18 protein-coding genes are annotated in these 20,858 nt (G+C 73.7%); 7 read left to right on the top strand and 11 right to left on the bottom strand.

All coding sequences use genetic code 11. The features are described from left to right. Nucleotide 1: 1 nt before the first annotated feature. The 3 genes from EST54_RS04050 to EST54_RS36115 all read right to left on the bottom strand — a co-directional run bounded on the left by EST54_RS04050 (nt 2) and on the right by EST54_RS36115 (nt 2,715). Nucleotides 2-2,029 carry a DUF5107 domain-containing protein gene (locus EST54_RS04050; protein ID WP_129245077.1) on the bottom strand — a complete coding sequence of 676 codons (2,028 nt, stop codon included), beginning with the start codon at nt 2,027-2,029 and terminating at the stop codon, nt 2-4. Between the two features lie 108 nt (nt 2,030-2,137). Further along, the gene (locus EST54_RS04045) at nt 2,138-2,521 is read right to left on the bottom strand and encodes an arginase family protein (RefSeq protein WP_372448153.1); all 384 of its coding nucleotides are present in this window, start codon (nt 2,519-2,521) and stop codon (nt 2,138-2,140) included. Between the two features lie 2 nt (nt 2,522-2,523). Further along, entirely contained in the window at nt 2,524-2,715 is a 192-nt protein-coding gene (locus EST54_RS36115) for a hypothetical protein (protein WP_372448154.1), read from the bottom strand. Nucleotides 2,716-2,832: 117 nt separating this feature from the next. On the opposite strand from EST54_RS36115, the gene EST54_RS04040 reads away from it, so the two are divergent. Then, a complete protein-coding gene (locus tag EST54_RS04040; RefSeq protein ID WP_129245075.1) occupies nt 2,833-3,168 on the top strand; it encodes a DUF6204 family protein in 336 nt (111 codons plus the stop codon). Here EST54_RS04040 and EST54_RS04035 read toward each other — a convergent pair. Next, nucleotides 3,149-3,715 (bottom strand): GNAT family N-acetyltransferase, encoded by a 567-nt coding sequence (locus tag EST54_RS04035; protein WP_129245074.1) that lies wholly within the window; start codon nt 3,713-3,715, stop codon nt 3,149-3,151. The genes EST54_RS04040 and EST54_RS04035 overlap by 20 nt on opposite strands. Before the next feature lie 332 nt (nt 3,716-4,047). Here EST54_RS04035 and EST54_RS04030 point away from each other — a divergent pair, with 332 nt between their 5' ends. Then, nucleotides 4,048-5,235, top strand: a complete 1,188-nt coding sequence (locus EST54_RS04030; RefSeq protein WP_129245072.1) for a cytochrome P450 — start codon at nt 4,048-4,050, stop codon at nt 5,233-5,235. A 39-nt stretch (nt 5,236-5,274) separates the two neighbouring features. Continuing rightward, nucleotides 5,275-5,469, top strand: coding sequence for a ferredoxin (locus tag EST54_RS04025; protein WP_129245070.1), 195 nt, complete (start codon nt 5,275-5,277; stop codon nt 5,467-5,469). 118 nt (nt 5,470-5,587) lie between these two features. On the opposite strand, the gene EST54_RS04020 is transcribed toward EST54_RS04025, so the two are convergent. The 5 genes from EST54_RS04020 to EST54_RS04000 form a co-directional block, all read right to left on the bottom strand. Further along, nucleotides 5,588-7,405: a CocE/NonD family hydrolase gene (locus EST54_RS04020; protein ID WP_129245227.1), complete on the bottom strand. Its 1,818-nt coding sequence runs from the start codon at nt 7,403-7,405 to the stop codon at nt 5,588-5,590. A gap of 204 nt (nt 7,406-7,609) precedes the next feature. Beyond that, a complete protein-coding gene (locus EST54_RS04015; protein ID WP_129245068.1) occupies nt 7,610-8,542 on the bottom strand; it encodes a S66 peptidase family protein in 933 nt (310 codons plus the stop codon). After that, nucleotides 8,539-10,566, bottom strand: a complete 2,028-nt coding sequence (locus EST54_RS04010; protein WP_129245066.1) for a prolyl oligopeptidase family serine peptidase — start codon at nt 10,564-10,566, stop codon at nt 8,539-8,541. Before EST54_RS04010 ends, EST54_RS04015 begins: the two co-directional genes overlap by 4 nt. A 40-nt stretch (nt 10,567-10,606) precedes the next feature. Beyond that, on the bottom strand, nt 10,607-11,971 hold the full coding sequence (locus EST54_RS04005) for a M20/M25/M40 family metallo-hydrolase (protein ID WP_129245063.1): 1,365 nt from the start codon (nt 11,969-11,971) through the stop codon (nt 10,607-10,609). Then, on the bottom strand, nt 11,964-12,797 hold the full coding sequence (locus tag EST54_RS04000) for a M55 family metallopeptidase (RefSeq protein ID WP_129245225.1): 834 nt from the start codon (nt 12,795-12,797) through the stop codon (nt 11,964-11,966). Before EST54_RS04000 ends, EST54_RS04005 begins: the two co-directional genes overlap by 8 nt. A 365-nt stretch (nt 12,798-13,162) precedes the next feature. Here EST54_RS04000 and EST54_RS03995 point away from each other — a divergent pair, with 365 nt between their 5' ends. The 3 genes from EST54_RS03995 to EST54_RS03985 all read left to right on the top strand — a co-directional run bounded on the left by EST54_RS03995 (nt 13,163) and on the right by EST54_RS03985 (nt 16,258). Further along, nucleotides 13,163-14,053: a helix-turn-helix domain-containing protein gene (locus EST54_RS03995; RefSeq protein ID WP_239012658.1), complete on the top strand. Its 891-nt coding sequence runs from the start codon at nt 13,163-13,165 to the stop codon at nt 14,051-14,053. Between the two features lie 242 nt (nt 14,054-14,295). Continuing rightward, entirely contained in the window at nt 14,296-15,171 is an 876-nt protein-coding gene (locus tag EST54_RS03990) for a serine hydrolase (protein ID WP_129245061.1), read from the top strand. Between the two features lie 139 nt (nt 15,172-15,310). Next, nucleotides 15,311-16,258, top strand: a complete 948-nt coding sequence (locus EST54_RS03985; protein WP_174857387.1) for a class I SAM-dependent methyltransferase — start codon at nt 15,311-15,313, stop codon at nt 16,256-16,258. Nucleotides 16,259-16,410: 152 nt separating this feature from the next. Here EST54_RS03985 and EST54_RS03980 read toward each other — a convergent pair whose 3' ends face one another. Next, entirely contained in the window at nt 16,411-18,990 is a 2,580-nt protein-coding gene (locus EST54_RS03980; protein ID WP_372448155.1) for an MFS transporter, read from the bottom strand. 253 nt (nt 18,991-19,243) lie between these two features. Next, entirely contained in the window at nt 19,244-19,687 is a 444-nt protein-coding gene (locus EST54_RS03975; RefSeq protein ID WP_129245059.1) for an SRPBCC family protein, read from the bottom strand. Between the two features lie 157 nt (nt 19,688-19,844). On the opposite strand from EST54_RS03975, the gene EST54_RS03970 reads away from it, so the two are divergent. Continuing rightward, nucleotides 19,845-20,858 (top strand): Rv2578c family radical SAM protein (locus EST54_RS03970; protein ID WP_244942434.1); only part of this gene is annotated, 1,014 nt, incomplete at its 3' end.

The following is a 20,858-nucleotide window of genomic DNA, read 5'->3' as shown; positions in this document are numbered from 1 at the left end:
CCTACTCGGGACGCATCCGGTAGTCGTAGCGCTCCGGGAGGGGATGGGTGGCGCGGGCCGTGGCGCGGACGTCCTCGGTGACCGGTCCGCCGGCCGCGACCAGCCGCTCGGCGATGGCGTACCAGGTGTCGCCGAGCACCTCGTCGCCCTCCCGCAGCGCGGCGATCTCGAACCCGGCGTCGAAGATCTCCCGGGCCGCGGCCGGCTGCCCCTGGGCCAGCAGCACCTGGGCGGTCAGCAACGCGAAGCGGCCGTCGGCCGGGCCGGTCTGCCGCAGACCGGCGAGCAGTTGGGCGGCCTCGGCCGTACGGCCGGCCGCGAGCAGCGCGGGCACCGCCTCCCGGGCGAGCGCGGGCAGCACCTCCTGCCAGGCGCGGGCGTGCGGCCCCTCGCCCGAGGCCGCCCGGGCCGCCGCCGCGCAGGCCTGCGCATACCGGTCGGCCGCGCGGGCCGGCTCGCCCGCCACGGACTCGGCAACGGCCAGGCAGTACAGCGGCAGACAGCCGGCTCCCTGCGCGAGCGCCCGCTCCCAGCTGCGGACGGCCTGGGCGCGGTCGCCGGCGTGCCACTGGGCCAGACCCAGGTGGTAGTCGGTGGCCGGGCCCGGCGCCGCGGACTCCAGCAGCTCGCGCCAGGCCGGGGCGACCAGCGCCGGTCCGGGGGCAGGGCCGGCCGCCGGCAGGTCACCGGTGGTGAGCAGGGTCAGCCAGGGCTCCTGCTCGGCGCCCAGCGTGGCCGCCTCGAACGGCGTGCCCGGCAGATCGAGGCCCGCACGGGCCACCTCCAGCGCGCCCCAGCCCGAGCCGGTGGCCAGTGACTCCTTCGGTTCGTGGTCGGCGTAGGGCCGCCAGGCGGCGTAGGCGGCCTCGACGTCCGCCCGCGGCAGGGCGGCTGCCAGCCGGGCCGCGACCTCGCCGCGGGCCGCGGCCCAGTCCGCGCCGTGCACCGTCGCGGCGTCGGTCTCCAGCGGTCCGTACGCCTCCAGCCAGGCGAACTCGCCGCCGGCGTCCAGCGGTACGTGCTCCAGCTGGGTGCGGGCCAGTCCCGCCTGGATCTCGGCGTAGCCGCCGGTGCCCGGTTCGGTGAGCCACTGCTGCCAGTGGCGCCCGGCCCGGCCCGCGCCCCACAGGAAGAGCTTGCGGCCGCGCAGCGTGCCCGTGGAGGTCTGCACCAGGCCGCGGCCGTCCGCGTCGAGCGAGGCGATCCAGCCGCGGGCGCCCTCGGGCACGTCGTAGAAGTAGTCGGCGGGGTACTCGCTGCGCAGCGGGTAACTGCGGTCGGCGCCGTCGGAGTCGGGCACCGGGACGCGGCGCAGGGTCCGGTCGTAGCCGACGTGCCAGGCCTCGTCCGCGGGGGCCAGGACGCGGGTGCCGGCGTCCTCGGGCACGGCGGTGTTGGACCACCAGTAGACCGGCACGGTGTGCGGGTGCGGATTGCGGATCCGCACGCCGACGTGCAGGAAGTCGGAACCGTCGGGCAGCCACAGGTCCACCTGGAAGGGCAGGTCGCGCAGCCGCTCCCACTCCCACAGCCGCAGCATCTCCCCGCCGCCGGGCGCCGGGACGCGGGCGGCGTGCAGCGGGGCGCAGGTCAGGGTGGTGTGTCCGGTGGCGCCGATGTTCCATTCGATGCCGCCGGAGAACCAGGCACCGTTGAGGGCGAAGGCCGCCGGCTGCCACACCGGGTTGCGGTAGAGCAGTTCACGGCCCGTGGGCTTGTGGTGCAGGGAGTACACCCGGCCGCCGAGGCCGGGCAGGACGGTGGCGCGCAGCCGGTCGTTCTCCAGGACCAGCGCCTCGACCTCGGTGCTACGGCGGGCGCGGCCGTAGCCGTCCCGCATCCGGGTCGGCAGGATCGAGCGCAGCGGTGCGTGGCGGAGTTGCCGCGCCATGTCGGCGGGCAGGCGGGTGTCCGGCGCGAGTGCGACGGGGTGCGGGTCGTGGCCGGCGCGCAGGGCGGGGAGGGGGTTGTCCGGGCCGAGGGGCGCGGCGGGAAGGGTCAAGGTCGTGCGTCGCACACTCGTGGCCACGGCTGCCTCGCAATGCCGGTCCGGGCCGCCTCGGCTGCGGCGGCCTCCTGTTGACCATGGAACCGCGTCCTCGCCGCCGTGCACAGAGCCTCTTGCGGCCGGGGGAGGTCAGGGTTGCGCAAAGACGTCCTCAAGGAGATCGGCGAGCAGCACCGCGCCGGACCCATCGGGGTCGCGGTCCGGGTCGTACATGGTGACGTTGACGCCGGCACAGCGCGGCGAGGCGGCCAACGGGCCGAGCAGCGCGCGGAGTTCGTCCGGGAACAGGCCGCCGGGGTCGGGGCTGTCGACGGCCGGCAGCACGGACGGGTCGAGGACATCCGCGTCGAGGTGGATCCAGAAGCCGTCCAGCGGGGAGCGGTGGAAGCGGGTGAGGACCTCGCGCGCCATCCGCTCCGGGCCGCGCCGCCGGATCCCGCCGACCGGGGTGTGGGCGATGCCGAGGCCGGTGAGCTCCGCCTGGTCCTCGTCCGCGTCGCGGATGCCCAGCACGCTCAGGTCCGCGTCGCGGACGTAGGGCGCCAGCCCGTCGATGTCGGTGAGGTCGGGCTGTCCCCGCCCGGTGATCTGTGCCAGGCCCTCTCCGGCGGCGGCACCGACTGCTTGTAGCAGCCGGGGACGACTCCGGGCGCGGGCGGCCGCAGTCCCAGGTTGGAGGGCGCATCGATCAGTACGGTACGGCGCATACCGCGATCGTCACACAGGCCCGGGAAAAAAGCGGAGGCCCCGGTGGATCCGCCGACATAGCCTGGCACTTCGGCCCCACCGGCGGACAGCGGAAACGGAACGGAAGACGGCACCCCATGGCGACCCAGCACACCTACCGAGTGATCGTCCGCGGCAAGTGGGACGGCCTCACGGCCCCGGCCCGGGAGAAGCTGCTGGCCGAGGTGGCCGACCACGGGCTGTCGCAGATGCGGTTCACGCCCGAGGGGTCGCTGGCGTACGACGCCGCCCTGCACTCCTTCAGCTACCGCTGTGTCATCGTCTCGGACGCGGCGGACGGCGAGGAGCTGGCGTCCGCGCTGGCCGAGGAGCAGGCGGAGAAGGCCCTGCGGGCCGCCGGACTCGGCTGTCGCGAACTGCGCTCCACGGCCACCGACATGGACACCATGAAGATCAACCGCAAGTCGCGGTAGGAGCGGCGTCGGGGACCATCTCGGCGGTGATCGCCCAGCGCTCGTGGTCCCGCCAGGCGCCGTCGAGGAACAGGAAGTCCGGCGAGAAGCCCTCCAGCCGGAAGCCGGCCCGGCTGACCAGGGCGATCGAGAGGTGGTTGGCGGGCTGGACGTTGGCCTCCAGGCGGTGCAGGCCCATCGTGCCGAAGGCGTGGTGCAGCACGAGATGCAGTCCCTCGCTCATCAGGCCGCGGCCGGAGGCGTGCGCGAAGGCGCCGTAACCGATCGCGCCGGAGCGGAACGCGCCGTGCACGATGTTGTTGATGGTGAGGTAGCCGGCGATCCGGCCGCTGGTGAGCTCACAGATCAAGAACCCCTCGCGCAGCGGCTCCTGAAGCCGGAGCAGATAGCCGTCGTAGGCGGCGTCCGTGGCCGGCGGGGCGAGCCACGGGTGGTGCAGCTCCGCGCTCTCGCGCGCCCGCGCGGTGAACTCGTCCCGGTCGGCGGCGGAGAAGTGCCGGATGCCCACCCGCCGGCCGCGCGCGAGATAGCGGTCGTTGGTCGTCATCGGCAGATCGTACGGAGGCGTGACGGCGGCGGGCCAGCCCATTTCCCGGGTGTCCACGCAGTGCGAGGTGTCCACGCAGCGTGCGGGTCCGCGCCGTGCGCGGGCCGGGACCTCGGCGCCGCATGTCCCCCGCTGGCGTGATCGACACCCTCGTACGGCCGCCACAGGCGAGCGGCGCGACCGAACATGACCGACCCTGAAAGAAGTTGGCCGACCTATGCATAGACATGCCCGGCATCCGAGGCATGAGGTGAGATCGGCGCGGCCCACACGGCGCGCTTCCGAATGGACAACAGGCGAGCGGACCGAGCCGCTCGTACGGGGAGGAATTCGTGACCGAAGCCATCGCGTACTTTCAGGACCGTACCTGTCCCTACCACCCGCCGGCGGCCTATCAGCCGCTGCGTGAAGCCGGCCCCCTGACCCACGTCACCTTCTACGACGGCCGCAAGGTGTGGGCGGTGACCGGCCATGCCCAGGCGCGGGCGCTGCTGAGCGACCAGCGGCTGTCCTCCGACCGGCAGAACCCGGCCTTCCCGGCGCCGTTCGCGCGCTTCGCGGCGATCCGCCAGGTCAGGGCGCCGCTGGTCGGGGTCGACGACCCCGAGCACAACACCCAGCGCCGGATGCTGATCCCCAGCTTCAGCGTCAAGCGGATCGCCGCGCTGCGGCCGGAGATCCAGCAGATCGTCGACGGGCTGCTCGACCGGATGCTGGAGCAGGGGCCGCCCGCCGAGCTGGTCTCCGCCTTCGCGCTGCCGGTCCCCTCGATGGTGATCTGCTCGCTGCTCGGCGTCCCGTACTCCGACCACGAGTTCTTCGAGGCCGAGTCCCGCCGGATCCTGCAGGGCCGTACGGTCGAGGAGGCGGAGGACGCCCGGACGAGGCTGGAGGAGTACTTCGACGAACTGATCACCCACAAGGAGGGGAACCCGGGCGAGGGCCTGCTGGACGACCTGATCCAGGATCAGCTGCGGGCCGGCGCCCTGAACCGCGTGGACCTGGTCCGGCTCGCCATGATCCTTCTGGTGGCCGGCCATGAGACCACCGCCAACATGATCTCGCTCGGCACCTTCACCCTGCTGGAGCACCCCGAACAGCTGGCACAGCTGAAGGCCCGGGAGGACCTGATGCCGGCCGCCGTCGAGGAGCTGCTGCGGTTCCTGTCCATCGCGGACGGCGTGCTGCGGGTGGCGGCGGCGGACATCGAGATCGGCGATCAGGTCATCCGTGCCGACGACGGCGTGCTGTTCCCCACCTCGCTGATCAACCGGGACGGCAGTGCCTATCCGGCCCCGGACCAGCTGGACCTCGGCCGGTCCGCCCGCCACCACGTGGCGTTCGGCTTCGGCATCCACCAGTGCCTGGGGCAGAACCTCGCCCGGGCGGAAATGGAGATCGCGCTGCGCTCGCTGTTCACCAGGATCCCGGATCTGCGACTCGCCGCGCCGGCTGCCGAGATCCCCTTCAAGCCGGGGGACACTCTGCAAGGAATGATCGAACTGCCGCTGGCCTGGTAACGGCCGTACCGGCAAGCAGCCGAACGAAGGGGTTCCGGAATGCGGATCACAATCGACAACCACACCTGTATCGGCGCCGGCCAGTGCGCACTGACCGCGCCCGGGGTGTTCACCCAGGACGACGACGGTTACGGCGAGCTGCTGCCCGGCCGCGAGGACGGCGCGGGCGACCCGCTGGTGCGGGAGGCCGCCCGGGCCTGCCCCGTGCAGGCCATCACGGTCACGGACGACTGAGCCGACCCCCGCGCGGACGACTCGGCTGACGCGCGCGGTCCCCGGCCGGCACCCGGCCCCCGCGACGCACCCGACACGCTCCGCCCTCCCCCTTGTCCCTACGGAATCGACCCATCCGCTACGGCAACACCCCTCGGGTGACGGGTAGTTCGAGGACCCCGGTGTCCCTCGGCGCGGCGCTCACCGTCACCGGCTCCACCCCACGATTGCCCGCATACGCATCGTCGCTCGCGGCGATGACCAGGCGCAGTCGGTGCCCCGGCCCGAAGCGGTGCACGATGCCCGGCAGTTCCATGGTGAACCTCCGGCGCACATCGGCCACCCGGGCCGGGGCCACCAACCGGTGCAGCAGCGTCGCCCCGCCGTCCGGCGCGACGTCGTAGAGCTTGGCGAACAGCACCAGCCGGTCGGCCGCGTCCGGGGAGCTCTGCCGGCGCGCCGCCGCCGGCGCCACGACCCGCAGCGTCAGCGCGGGCGCACCCACCACCTCCAGCGGCCCGCCCGCGACCGGCTTCGACGTCCAGTCCAGGAACGTGCCGCGGGCGTCGTACGGCGGCACGTCCGGCAGACCGAGCAGTCCGGCCAGCGAGCTCTCCGAATGGCTGGTGGGCATCCGCAGGTTGCGGTACTCCCGGTCGCCGCGCACCACCTCGGCTCGTCGGCCGACGAGCCGGCCGTCCCCGGAGAGGTACAGCCGCCGGCCGGCACCGGCCGGAAAGGCGGGCGCGGTGCCGTAGGCGGGCCCGTCGCCCGCCCAGTCCCGGTAGTACGCGAACGCCGGGCCGGTGGCGGCCGCCCTACGGTGGTGCAGATACCGGTCGAACCACGCCAGGATCCGCCGCCCGACATAGCTGGTGTCCAGGTTCCCCCGGGCGAGGTCGAGTTCCCCGTCCGCCGGCCTGCGCATGCCGCCGCTGTGGCCCCAGGCCTGCCAGATCATCCCGGCCGGGGTGCCCCGGCCGCGCAGGGTCCGGTAGGTGGCGGCGGCCTCGTTGAGGTTGAACAGGGTGTCGGCCTGGCCCTGGACCAGCAGCGTCGGCGCCCGGACCGACGCCAGATACGAGACCGGGGAGACGCTGCGGGCATAGCGGAGCACGGCCCGGGTCCGCCCGGCCGTGTACCTGCCGGAGTCCAGCAGCCGCTTGGTCTCACACGCCCGCGCGACGAAGTGCAGACAGCCGGCGCCGCCGGTCCGCGACGGGTCGAGCTCGGGGTGGAGCAGCCCCTGCGCCTCGCCGATCAGAAAGAACCCGTTCGTCCACTGCCACTTGTACGCACCGGGCGGCCCGCCGCCGTGCCCGTGCGTGCGGCCCGCGGCGTTGGGCGCGAGGGAGTAGGACAGGTCGTGCCAGGTGATGAGCGGGACCAGCGCGTCGACGCGGTGGTCGACGGCGGCGGTGGCGAGCTGGACCGCCCCGCCGTAGGACGCGCCGATCATGCCGACCCGCGGATCGCCGGGGCCGTCCTGGGAGACGTAGTCGAGCCGGGTCCCGTCGTCGGCCGTAAGGGTGCCGGCCAGCAGATCCACCAGCCCGCTCGCGGCCCGGCCGTCGATGTCCGGGTCGTCGAGGGAGATCGGGCAGCCGGACTTCCCGAAGCCGAGGCCGGAGTACGCCAGCGTCACATAGCCGCGGGCGGCGAGGGCCCTGGCCGGGCCGCCGGTCGAGCCGTCGGCCTTGCTGCCGCCGAAGCCGTTGGTGGTCAGCACGGCGGGCGCCGGGTGGGCGGCGTCGACACCGGCCGGACGGTAGACGTCCGTGTCCAGGGTGCAGCTGCGGTCGCCGGCCCGGACGGTGACCTTGAGCGCGGTGACGGTGTACGGGCCGGCGGCGGCCACGGGGACGGGCGGGGACAGCGCGAACGGCGCGACGAGCGCGGAGCCGGCGAGCAGGGCGAGGGGCAGGCGGCGCACGGGGCGGAACACCGCTCGGGACACGCTGGGCACCAGGACCTCCGCACTCCGCCGCCGACCGGTCGGCGGCGGCGCGCTCATGCTGGGACACCGCCGAGGGCGATGCAAGGCACCGGGCACGCGTTGCCGTCAGAACGTCAGTTCAGCGCCCCCCGGGGTGGGATGCCGACCGTCGCGCACGTCATCGGCCCTGGTCGGGGCGGTGCTGACGGGGCATCGGCCGGTGCGTCACACCGTCGCCGTGGTCTGCAGGACGAGCGTGCCCGCCGTCGCGTCCAGCTCGGCGGGGACGCCCAGCGGCACGGTCAGCGCCGTGTCCCCGTGCCCGAAGCCGCACTCCTCGGCCACCGGCACCCCGAGCCCGCCCAGCCGGTCCAGCAGCACCTCCCGCACCCGGTCGTAGGGGCCGCAGCGGGCCCAGGAGCCGAGGGCGATGCCGGCCACACCGTCCAGCCAGCCGGCCCGCAGGAGTTGGGTGAGTGCCCGGTCGATGCGGTACGGCGGCTCCCCCACGTCCTCCAGCAGCAACAGGCCGCCCGCCGCGCTGGGCCTGGCCCGCGGCGCGCCCAGTTCGGTGGCGAGCATGGTCAGGCAGCCGCCGAGGGTGACCCCGCGGACCCGCCCGGGCACCAGCGGCCGGGCGGACGGCGCGGCGAGGGTGCGGACGGTCTCCGGAGCGAAGAGCGTGCGCCACAGGTGCGCGCGGGTGGCGTCGTCCTTCAGGAAGACCTCGCCGGCGACGGCCGGGCCGTGCAGCGTGGCCACCCCGGCGCGTACCGCGAACGCCTCGTGCAGCACCGTCACATCGCTGAAGCCGATCAGCGGCTTGGGCGCGGCGGCCCGGAGGGCGTCCCAGTCCAGCAGGTCGACCATCCGCTGGGCGCCGTAGCCGCCGCGCGCCGCAAACACCGCCTTGACCGACGGATCGCACCATGCCGTCTGGAGGTCGTGGGCCCGCTCCTCGTCGGTGGCGGCGAGGTAGCCCAGGGTGGCGTGGGTGCCGCGGACGTGGGGTGCGGGCACCGGGTCGAGGTCCCAGCCGCGGAGCACGTCCAGCCCGCGGTCCAGCCGCTCCGGCACGAGGGGGCCGCTGGGCGCCACCACCGCCACCCGGTCGCCGGGCCGCAGCCGCGGCGGCCGGACCGGCGGCGCCGCCGTCATCCGCGCAGCTCCAGCGCCGGGACATCGCCGCGGGTGATGCCGAAGATCTGGGCGTAGAGGGCGAGTTCGGCCTCCACGGCGCGCACCATGGTCTCGGCGCGGCGGAAGCCGTGTCCCTCCCCGGCGAACGGCAGATACGCGTGCGGCACCCCGCGCCCGGCGACCGCGGCGAGGAACCGCTCGCACTGTGCGGGCGGGCAGATCACATCGTCCAGGCCCTGGAGCAGCAGGAACGGCGCGGCGATCCGGTCCGCGCGGTGCAGCGGCGAGCGCTCGCGGTAGCGGTCGGGCACCTCGGCGAGCGGCCCGATGAGCGACTCCAGATACTGCGACTCGAAGTCGTGGGTCCCGCCGGTCGCCCAGCCGGTCAGGTCCAGGACCGGATAGCTGATGGTGCCGCAGGCGTAGAGGTCGGTGCTGGTCAGCGAGGCGGCGGCGGTCCAGCCGCCGGCGCTGCCGCCACGGATGGCCAGCCGGGCGCGGTCCGCGCTGCCCTCGTCGGCCAGTGCGCGGGCGACGGCCGCACAGTCCTCGACGTCGACCACGCCCCAGCGGCCGCGCAGCCGCTCGCGGTACTCCCGGCCGTAGCCCGTCGAGCCGCCGTAGTTGACCTCGGCGACGCCGATGCCCCGGGAGGTGAAGTAGGCGATCTCCAGGTCGAGCACGAGCGGGGCGCGGCCGGTGGGGCCGCCGTGCGCCCACACCACGTAGGGCGGCAGTTCGCCGTCGGGGGCGATGTGGTCGGGGTTGTGCGGCGGATGGATGTGCGCGTGGACGTCCCGGCCGTCGGGCCCGGTGAACGTACGGCTCCGCGGCCGGGGGTGGTAGGCGGGGTCCAGCACATCGACGTGCCGGCAGGCCAGCACCCGGGCGTGGCCGGTGCAGGTGTCCAGCTCGACGAGCTCGTACGAGCTGTGCGGGCCGGCGGCGATCCCCAGCACGCGGCTGCCGTGCACCGCGAGGGTCGGCGCCCATTCCGTCCACGGGCCGGCCGCGTCGACGAGTTCGCCGGTCACCGGATCGAGGATGCCCAGGGCGGTGGAGCCGCGGCCGTGGATCACCGCGAGGGTGCCGTTGTCCAGGGGCAGGAACCAGCGCTGCCCGACGTTCCACAGCGGGCCGCCGAACTCCTCCTGCCGGGCCGGGCACAGCGCCCGGCCCGCCACCACGCCGTCGGCCGCCGCGTCGGGGTCGATGCGCTGGAGTTCCCACCAGCCGCTGCGGTCCGAGACGAAGAGCAGCGAGCCGTCCGGCGCCCACTCGACCTGCGCGACGGACTCACCGTCGGCGCCACCCCCGGGCGCGGCGGAGCCGAGGTCACCGACGACGGGCCGGACGTCCTCGAACGTGCCCTCCGCGCCGACCCGGGCCACCATGGCCAGGGTGCCGTCCCAGGGCATCCGGGGGTGGTCCCAGGCGATCCAGGCGGCCCGCCGGCCGTCGGGGGAGAGCCGCGGACCGGTCACGAAACGGTGCCGGTCGTCGCTCAACTCCCGTACCCGGGTGCGGTCTTCGGCCGCCGAGCCGTCGAGCGGCACCGCGGCGAGCACCCTGCGCACCTCGGTCGGCCCCTCGCCGGTGAACTCCTCCAGGACGCACCACACCTCGCCGAGGTCGCGGCGCAGCACCGGGTCGACCCAGCGCAGTCCGCCGCCGACCGCGGAGCGCGGGGTGAGCGGGCGCGGGGCGGTGTCGTCGTCCGGTGTGCAGGCGTACAGCCGCTGGTCGTCGAAGTTGCTGAAGACGATCAGCGGCCCCCGTTCGGTGTCCGTACCGGCCCAGGGCTGGCCGCCGTACTCCAGCACCCGGCTGCGGACGTTCCAGGGCGCCGGCAGCACCGATTCCTCGGCCCCGTCCGGCCGCCGGCGGACCAGCGTCCGCCGGCCGCCCTCGGCGGGCCGTGGCTCCGTCCACCACACGTCGTCGCCGACCACGCCGACGAAGGCCGGCCGGCCGTCGTGCGCGGCGACCGTCCGGGCGTCCACCGGGGACGTCCAGGCGCCGTACGGAGCCGTCGTCACCATGCTGTCGTTCCTCTCCGCGGTCGGGCAGGGCACCGGCCGGTCAGACCGTGCGCAGGAAGTGATCGAGCACCCGGACGCCGAAGTGCAGTCCCTCGACCGGCACCCGCTCGTCCACGCCGTGGAAGAGCGCCTGGTAGTCGAACCCCTCGGGCAGTTTCAGCGGCGAGAAACCATAGCCGGTGATGCCCAGCCGGGAGAACTGCTTGGCGTCGGTGCCACCGGACATGCAGTACGGCACGACATGGCCGTCGGGGTCGAAGCGCTCGATCGCGGCCCGCATCGCGGCGAAGGTCGGGGAGTCGACCGGGGCCTGCAGCGCGACCTCGCGGTGGTGGTACTCCCAGTCGACGTCCGGCCCGGTCAGCTCGTCCATGGTGGCCTCGAACTCCGCCTCGCCGCCGGGAACCACCCGGCCGTCGACATGGCCGACGGCGGACCCCGGGATCACGTTCACCTTGTAACCGGCCGTCAGCATCGTCGGGTTGGCGCTGTTGCGGACCGTCGGCTCGACCAGCCCGGCAGCCGGGCCGAGCGCGCCGAGCAGGGTGTCGACGTCCAGGCCGGCCGCCTCGGTGTCGGTGTCGACGCCGTACAGCGCGGCGAGTTCACGCAGCGCGGCCCGTACGGTCGGGGTGAGCCGGAGGGGCCACTCGTGCGCGGCGATCCGGGTCACGGCCGCGGCCAGCCGGCTGATGGCGTTCTCGCGGTTGACCTTCGAGCCGTGTCCCGCCCGGCCGTGGGCGGTCAGCTTCAGCCAGGCCGTGCCGCGCTCCCCCGCCGCGACCGGATACAGCTGTATGCCGCCGCCCGCGTGGAAGGTGAAGGCCCCCGATTCGCTGATGCCTTCGGTGCAGCCCTCGAAGAGCCCGGCATGCCGGTCGGCGAGGAAGCCCGAGCCGTCCTCGGCGCTGGCCTCCTCGTCGGCGGTGAAGGCCAGCACGATGTCCCGCCGCGGCCGCACGCCGCTGCGGGCCCAGCGTCGGACCACGGCGAGCGCCATCGCGTTCATGTTCTTCATGTCGATGGCGCCGCGGCCCCAGACCACACCGTCGCGGACCTCCCCGGAGAAGGGGTGCACCTGCCAGTCGGCGGGCTCGGCGGGCACCACGTCGAGATGGCCGTGCACCAGCAGGGCGTCGGCCGCGGGGTCGGTGCCCTCGATCCGGGCGACCACGTTCGTCCTGCCCGGGCTGCGCTCCAGCAGGGTCGGCGTCAGCCCGGCACCGGCCAGCCGCTCGGCGGCGTACTCGGCGGCCGGCCGCTCCCGGCAGGTGCCGTCTCCGGCGTTGCTGGTGTCGATCCGGATCAGCTCGGAGGTGAACTCGACGACCTCGTCGAGCGCCCGCATGTCCACACCGGAGCCGTGGCCGGCGGCCGGCTCCGCAGCACTTTTTCGCTCAGCCATACTGTTCCTCCACGGCGGACGACACGACGGTGGTGACCGCCTTGAAGCACCGGATGGCCTCGTACATGTCCTGACCGGTGTACGCGACCCGGCGCTCCCCGCTGCGCTCCACACCGGGCACACAGGTCGCCGCCCCCACCAGATGCTCGGCGTCGAATTCCAGCTCGAAGCGGAACGGCCCGCCGCGCACCGGTTCATGACGCACCGCCAGCGCGGCACCCTTTTCGGCCGCGGCCCGGATGTCGGCGGCGGTACGGGCCGGTGGCCGGCAGACCGCCGCGTAGCGCGACACATAGTCCTTGACCGCCACCGCGGGCGCCTGCGGGGCGTAGCCCAGCGCGTCCTGGCAGGTGCGGTCGTCGCCGGTGACCAGCACCACCGGTACGCCGTACTCGGCGACCACGAGGGAGTTGAGATGGCCCTCGCTGGCCCGGGTGCCGTCGACCCAGACGCCGGTGAGGGTGTTGGCGAGGTAGGTGTGCGCGAGGACGCCCTCGGTGCCGGCCCCGGTGTGGTAGCCGACGAAGGCGATCCCGTCGACGTCGCCGTGCTGCACCCCTTCGACCATGCTCAGCGACTTGTGCCGGCCGGTGAGCATCTCGGCGCGCTCGTCGAGCTGTTCCAGCAGCAGGTTGCGCATCGTCCAGTGCGCCTCGTTGACCAGCACCGCGTCGGCCCCACCGGCGAAGAAGCCGGCGATCGCCGCGTTGACGTCGGAGGTGAACATGGCGCGGCAGCGCTCCCACTGGGGCGTACCGGGCAGCACGTCGGCGGGCCAGGTCACGCCGGTGGCGCCCTCCATGTCCGCGGAGATGAGGATCTTCACAGTCACCAGTCCTATCGCAGGCACGAGTCGGTACGCACGATCCCCCACAGTGTCGAAGCCGCCGAACGGATTGGCCAGTCCCGCCAAGGCCCTTGGGGGGTGACGCCCCGTCCGGTGCCTTCTGCAAACCGCACGTTGACCACTCAGCGTGATCCCGGCGTAGCGGAAGAAGGGATTCCTGAGGGGCGGATGGGGCGGTACGCTCGTGTCGCGCCGCATCTCAAACAGTTTCTGTCGCAAAGTGCAAGGACTTCAGACGGAATCCGAAAGGACTTCTGAACGAGTCCTGTCAACTGCCGACGGCACGTGCCAGGTGGGGTAGAAAAATGCCGGACCAGCTTTCCATGCGATGAGACAGAGGCAGAATGGTGAGCGAAGTACTGAACGGCGTCCGTTTACCGCACTGCGGTGACGGACGGGCCGACAGCGAAGACGACCAACTCGCGATCCTGACCGAACTGATCGCGCAAAACCTTTGCGATCGCAATCCGGGCTTCAAGGAAGTCCTGGAACGCGGCGGCCACCAACAGGTCACCCGACTGATCGAGAACGTGCTCCGGAGCGGCAACCCACTGCCCGACAAGGTGCGTGCGGTCATGCTGCGCAGCGAGACGGACATCCACCTCGTAGCGTCCGCCCTCGGCGACTGCCTCGTCAGTGCGCCGGGCGAGGCACCGGGGTTGCTGATACCCGCCGCACTCGCCGACGGCAAGGAAGGACGGGCCAGACTGAAGGGCGTACTACGCCACCGCGCGGCCGTCGTCGGTCATGCGGTGCCCCCGCACGAGGCCACCGCCTCCGTGCGCGCCGCGTCCCGGCTGCTGGATCTGGCATCCGCGTACGACGGCCCGGACGCCGGCGTGGTGTTCGTCGACGACCACCTCTCCTCCCTGCTGCTCCTCCAGGACGAGTCCTTGACCCACACGCTGATAGCCCGCCGGCTCAGCCCGCTCGCCGGACTGACACCGGAGCGGTGCGAGCGGCTGGAGGCGACCCTGCTGGCCTGGCTCAGCGGCATGGGGGCCCCGGAGGTGGCCAAGGCGCTCAGCATCCACCCCCAGACGGTGCGCTACCGGATGCGCCAGCTGGAGAAGCTGTTCGGCGCCCGCCTCCGCGACCCGCGCACCCGCTTCGAGATCGAGATGGCCCTCCGCAGCCGCCAGCTGATCGCCGGGGCACGCCGCCGCCGCGCGGCCGTCAACCGCCGCCGCCCCCGCGCCGTCCCCCGGCCCCGCACCCCGCTGCCACGCCCCTAGGAGTACCTCCGCCGCCACCCCCCTGATTTGGCGAATGTCACACCCCGACACCCTCGCCCAATACGGACAATTCCCCTCCAATTCCCTGAGGGGTCCGCACCCCCGCCACGTATCGTCACCGTGGCCCATGAACCGGGAAGCCGGCCGACGCACGGCCGCCGAGACCCGCAGCTGAGGCAGTCACGCGAGGCCGGCCACCCGAGAGCAGGGTCTTCGATACCCAGCGGGACAGGACCACCCTCATGCACGGATCACGCATATCGACCTGCACACGGCGCGGGCTGGCCGCGGTCGTGGCCGCCGGATCGCTGCTCACGGTGCTCACCACGGCGACCCCGGCTTCGGCCGGCACCGCCAGCGCCCCCGCGGGCGGCTCCAAGGTCGTATGCACGTCGAAGAAGCCGGGCCTGGCGCCGGCGCTGTCCCGGGACCTCGCCGGCGCCCTCGACGGGCGCAAGGGCGCCTCCGCACTGGCGGTCTACGACCGGACCACCAGGACCACCTGCGAATTCAAGGCCAGCGCCCACTTCGACTCGGCGAGTGTGGTGAAGGTCACCGTGCTCGGCGCCCTGCTGCGGCAGGCCGAGGAGGCGCACCGCAAGCTGACGCCGCACGAGGTGGACCTGACCACCGACATGATCACCAAGTCGGACAACGACGCCACCACCGCCCTCTGGCACCGGGTACGCCCCGCCGGCGTCCAGCACTTCCTGTCGCTGGCCGCCATGCGGGACACCGTCCCCGGCAAGGACGGGGCCTGGGGCCTCACCCAGATCACCGCGCACGACCAGCTGACGCTGATGCGGCTGCTCACCACGGACACCCCGGTGCTCACCGAGCACTCCCGGGGCTATGCGCTCGATCTGATGCACCGGGTCGTCCCCGAGCAGCGGTGGGGGGCGCCCGCCGGCGCCCCGGCCGGCGCGGCCGTGCACGTCAAGAACGGCTGGCTGCCGCGTGAGAAGGGCGGCTGGCGGGTGAACAGCGTGGGCGCCTTCACCGGCAACAGCCACGACTACGGCATGGCCGTCCTCTCCACCGGCAGCCACTCCATGGACTACGGAGTCGACACCATCGAGAACGCCGCCCGGATCGTCCACCGCGATCTGGCGCGCTGACCGCACGGAGCGGTCCTGGTGCGGGGCGGGCCCCGCATCGGGCCGGGTCCGGCACCGCGCGGTACGACTTAGCACCCCCCAGGGTGACCGGACCCCCGATCGGCCCCGGCCGGGGCACGCCCGGCGATATCAAGGCCACATGATCGAGGCAGTGCACACGACGGGCCGCGAACCGTCCTCCCCGTCCATTCCCCGCCCCACGCCCCCTCCCGACGGGAACGCGGCGCCACGACGCGTCAAGGCGGACCTCACGGGAGTTCCCGAGACGGCGCTGTGGACGCTCCAGCACCGCGCCGCCGAGGCCGCCCGCCCGGACACGGTGCTGCCCGATCCGCGCGCAGTCCAGCTCATGGCCGAGCTCGACTTCCCCTTCCTGGAGCGGCTGGGCGCCCCCCGGCCCTGGCTGGCGCAGGCCATCGCGCTGCGCGCGCTCGCCTTCGACGGGGTGGTCCGCGAGTTTCTCGCCGACCATCCGGACGGCACCGTGGTCGCCCTCGGCGAGGGCCTGGAGACCCAGTTCTGGCGGGTGGACAACGGCCGGGCCCACTGGGTCACCGTCGACCTCCCCGATCCGCTGGCGCTGCGCAAACGCGTACTGCCGCACGGCCCCCGGCAGCGCCTCCTCGCCTGCGACGCGCGCGAGCGCCGGTGGACGGCGCAGATCGATGCCGCACGCGGTGTGCTGGTGACCGCTCAGGGCCTGCTGATGTATCTGGAGCCGGCGCAGGCGACCCGGCTGATCGGCGTCTGCGCCGAGGCGTTTCCCGGCGGCACCATGGTCTTCGACACCGTCTCGCGGCGGTTCAGTGCCCGTACCCGCGGCGGTACGAAGGGGCTCGGCGGCCATCGCCTGCCCCCGATGCCCTGGGGCATGGACGCGGCCGAGCGGACCGAGCTGCGCACGGCCCATCCGGCCATCGGCGAGGTGTCCGGCGTCCCGCTCCCCGCGGGCCGCGGCCTCCTCGGCCGGCTCGCGCCCCGGCTCACGGACCTGCCGCTGCTCCGCAACGACTGCCCGCTGCTCACCCGGCTGCGCTTCGGCCCGGCCCCCGCCGTCCTGCCCGGCCGGCCCCGACGACCGTCCTGAGCCCGGCGGGCTGACACTCCCAAATCTCCTGGCACATAAGGGCGTTGCCCCGCACCACACCACGACCCGGTGCGGCGCGGGGCAGGTGCGGCGGCCGGCACACTCGCCGCGGGCGGATCCGCGCACCGCGCACACCGGCCGCCGCGACCGGCTCAGTCCTCGTGCCCCAGCTGGAGATCGCGTTCGGTGCGGCCGCCGCCCGCCACCTGCAGGACGGTGGCCACCGGCGGGTATCCGGCGGCGATGACGGTGTACTCACCGGCCGACAGGTCCACGAAGCGGAACAGCCCGTCGGAGCCGGTGATCGCGGTGTCGACGACATTGCCGGCGGCATCCAGCAGCGTGACCCTGGCGTCCTCGACGAGCCGGCCGCCACCGGCCCGTACGGTCCCGCGCAGCACCGCGCCGCCGGCCAGCTCGATGTCCTGGCGGGTCTCCCGGGACGCCTGGACGGTCACCGGCAGGGCGGCCGGCCGGAACGCCGGGGCGCTGGAGGCCAGCGTGTACTCGCCGGCCACCAAATCCCCGATGACATAGCCGCCTTCGCGCCCGCTGCGGGTGGTGGCGACCACGTCACCGCGGACATCGGTGAGGGTGACCATGGCATCGCGCACGGGAGTGCCGTCGGCGGTGGTGACGGTGCCCGCGAGACGCCCCGCGCCGCCGAGCACGACGTCCAGCTCGACCGGTCGCTCGCCGACGGTGACGGTGACGGCCTGCGGCTGGTGCCCGCCCGCCGCCGCGATCAGCACATAGGAGCCGGCGCCCGGCGTGCTCAGCGCGTACCGGCCGTCCTCGCCGGTGGCGCCGCGGCCGATCTGCCGGCCGGCCACATCGATGAGGGTCAGCGCGGCACGCGGCACGATGCTGCCGTCGTGGTGCTGGACGGTGCCGCACACCGGGACGCCGGCCGGTGCCGCGGGCACTCCGGCGGCGTGCCGGTGCATACGAGGGTAAGTAGGCCCAGAATCCCGGGAGTTGACGGCATCGGTGGCCTTGGCGGTACGTGCCTGCGGTACGGCGGCGGGGTCGGCCGGGTCGCCGTACGGCGCCTGCGGGGTGGTGGAGGCCTGCGGAGCATGCGGGGCGTGGGACACCAGGGGTTTCTCTTTCAGGAAGAAGGCGAGCACAGGGCCCAGGACGAGGACCGGCACGAGGTAGCAGAAGATCCCCGGCAGGACGTGCGCGGGCGCGGCGGCATAGCCGTCGCGCAGCGGGGCGGGCAGCGCCCGCACCAGGAGCGGGGTGAGCGACTCCGGATCGGGCAGCGCGGCCGACCGCGGCGGCCGGTCGCCGAGCCGGCGGGCCAGCCGGTCGGCCAGGAAGGTGCCGAAGAGGGCCGCACCGACGCTGCCGCCGAACTGCCGGACGGAGAAGGTGGTGCGGGTGGCGGTGGCGAGGCCGGCGGGGCGTACGGGGTTCCGCACGGCGCGCACCAGCACCGGCAGGACGCAGCCGAGTCCGAGGCCGAGGACGCCCGTCCAGAGGCCGGAGACCTCGCGCGGGGTGTTCTCCGGCATCCGCAACAGCAGCCACACCCCCACCGCGGCCACCGCGCAGCCCAGGACCGGGAAGACCCGGCGGTACCCGGTGCGGCGGGCCAACAGGCCGGAGACGAGGGAGGCGAGGACGAGGCCGCCCATCAGGGGCAGCATCAGCAGCCCGGTCGCGGTGGCCCCGGCTCCGTCGGCCCGCTGCACGAAGGCCGGCAGATAGCTGGCGACCCCGAAGAGCGCGATGCCGACGGCGGCGCCGACCGGACCGGTGACGCGGAAGGCCGGGTCGCGGAACAGCCGCAGCGGGAGCAGCGGTGCGGCGGCGAAGTACTCGACGGCGACGAACAGCAGGGCGGTGCCGAGCGCGCCGGCGCCGAGGCCGAGCACGACCCGCGAGTCCCAGGCGTACGCGGTGCCGCCCCACCTGCTCAGCAGGACCAGACAGGTGGCGCACGCGGCGAGCAGCAGCGCGCCGGCGAGGTCCGGCTTGGCGCGGCGGGCCGGCCGGGGCAGCTTCAGCGCGACGGCGGTCAGCAGCAGTGCCGGCACGCCGAACGGGACGTCGAGCCAGAGGCACCAGCGCCAGGAGGCACGGTCGGTGCAGAGCCCGCCGACCAGCGGCCCGGCCACCGCGGCGAGCCCGAGGGCCGCACCGATCAGGCCCATGAAGCGGCCGCGGGCCCGGGGCGGTACGGCCTCGGCGACGATCGTCTGGACGCCGATCACGAGCCCGCCGCCGCCGGCGCCCTGGACGGCCCGGAAGAGGACGAGTTCGTCCATGGTCCGTGACCAGCCGGCCAGCGCCGAGCCGGCGGTGAAGACGAGGAGGGCGAGGAGGAGGGCGGGCTTGCGGCCGACGACGTCGCCGAGCCTGCCGAAGAGGGGCAGTCCGAGGGCGGCGGCGAGGAGGGAGGACGTCACCGGCCAGGACATCGCGTCCAGGCCGTGCAGCTCACCGGCGATCTCCGGGAGCGCGGGGGCGACGACGGTCTGGCCGAGGGCCGCGAGCAGCAGCGCCGGCATCAGGCCGAGGAGGACCAGACGGACGCGACGGGGGCGGCGGGGGCCGGGCGGCACCACCGCGCCGGGGCCGGGACCAGGGCCGGAGCCGGGGTCGTGGCCGCCGGGCCGGTGGTGCACGGCCGGCCGCGCCGGAGCCGCTGTGGTGCCCGCTGTGGTGCCCGTTGCGGGCGGACCGGTCCGCTCGACCCGTTCACCCAGGGTGGTCCCGCCCACGTGCTGCTCCCCTCGTCACGCCTGTTGCCGCCCAATTTCTCGCATTGGGCGACAACACCGATCAAGCGCGGCGAATGGGTGCGTGCAGGGCGGGAACGGACGTCAAGTGCGGTGCGCGGCGCGCCTCTTGGGCTCCCATCTGGGCTTTCCGCAAGGAGGCGATCCGGCGGGCAGCACCCGTCGACTCATCTGAAACCACCCGAACCGGTGAGTGTGACGGCAGGCACGCGGGGTGACGGACCGACCGGACCGATCACTTCTCCGTCTGGTGGGCGAGGTTGGCGAGGAGCGCGTCATAGATCCGGCCGAGACCCTTGGGCGCGAAGGTCTTCTCGAAGAATCCGCCGATACCGCCGGCACCCGTCCAGGTGGTGGTGACGACGACCTTGGCGCGCTTCTCACCGGCCGGGGTGACGACCCAGGTGGTCACCATCGAGGAATTGCGATCCTTCTCCACGAGCTGACCCTCGGTCGGCTCGTCGACCTCCAGCAGGCAGTCCCGCACCCGCTTGCTCGTGGCCTGGAGCTTCCAGTGGACGAGGGTGCCCTTGCCGTCGCCGCCCTCGCGGACCTCGTACTCGCTGAAGTGCTCGGGCAGCAGCTTCTGGCGCGTACCGCTGTAGTCGGCGAGCGCGTCGAACACGTCCTCCGGGTCCGCCGCGATCTCGCGCTGCGTCGTGGCCTCGACCTGCCCCATGTGCGTTTCCCTCCGGTAGTCGGCTGACCGTCCTGCGGTGCACCGCCCAGCCAACCACCCCTGGGTGACCCGCCCAAATCCAGGGTTGACACACAGCATGGGAACGTTTGTTCTATTGTTGCCCCGGGGGGCTCGGCAGGATCCAGAAGGAGGCCCGATGCGCTGGAACAATCTCGGCGACAGCCCGTCCGCGCTGTTCGGTACGGACGTCGTGAGCCGGACGGTCGACACCCCCGAATTCCGCGGGATCACCTTTCACGAGGTGCGCGCCCGCTCGATCGTGAACCGCGTCCCGGGCGCCTCCCGGATGCCGTTCGAATGGACCGTGAATCCGTACCGCGGCTGCAGCCACGCCTGCGTGTACTGCTTCGCGCGCAAGACACACAGCTATCTCGACCTGGACACCGGGCAGGGCTTCGACTCCCAGATCGTGGTGAAGGTCAACGCCCCGGCGCTTCTGCGCCGCGAGCTGGCCGCCCGCCGCTGGCGCGGCGACCACATAGCGATGGGCACCAACGTCGACTGCTACCAGCGCGCGGAGGGCCGCTACGGCCTGATGCCCGGCATCCTCACGGCGCTGCGCGACCACGCCAACCCCTTCTCGATCCTCACCAAGGGCACCCTCATCCTCCGCGACCTGACGCTGCTCCAGCAGGCCGCCGCGGTCACCGACGTCGGCATCTCCGTCTCGGTCGGCTTCCTGGACCGCGAGCTGTGGCGCACGGTCGAGCCCGGCACCCCCGCCCCGGAGCGCCGCCTGGAGGTGGTGCGGACCCTCACCGCGCACGGCATCCCCTGCGGGGTGCTGATGGCGCCGGTGATCCCGTTCCTGGGGGACTCCCCGGACCAGCTGCGGGCCACGGTGCGCGCCGTCGCGGCGGCCGGCGCAGGCTCCGTGACCCCGCTCGTACTGCATCTGCGGCCCGGCGCCCGCGAGTGGTTCATGGCCTGGCTGCGGCAGCACCACCCGCGTCTGGTGCGACGCTACGAGACGATGTACGCGGACGGCGCCTACGCCCCGAAGTGGTACCAGCGCCGGATCACCCGTCAGGTCCATGAACTCGCCGCGGAGTACGGCATCGGCCCCGCCCACCCCGGCGAGGCCGATGCCGTACTCCGCGGCGAGTTCATGGACCTGACGGGTGATCCGGCGCTGGTACCACTTCGGGGC

Source organism: Streptomyces sioyaensis (assembly GCF_004122735.1).
GTDB classification, from domain to species: Bacteria; Actinomycetota; Actinomycetes; order Streptomycetales; family Streptomycetaceae; genus Streptomyces; species Streptomyces sioyaensis.
Note: the sequence above shows the minus strand (reverse complement) of the source record. Positions and strands in the feature narration are given on the sequence as shown.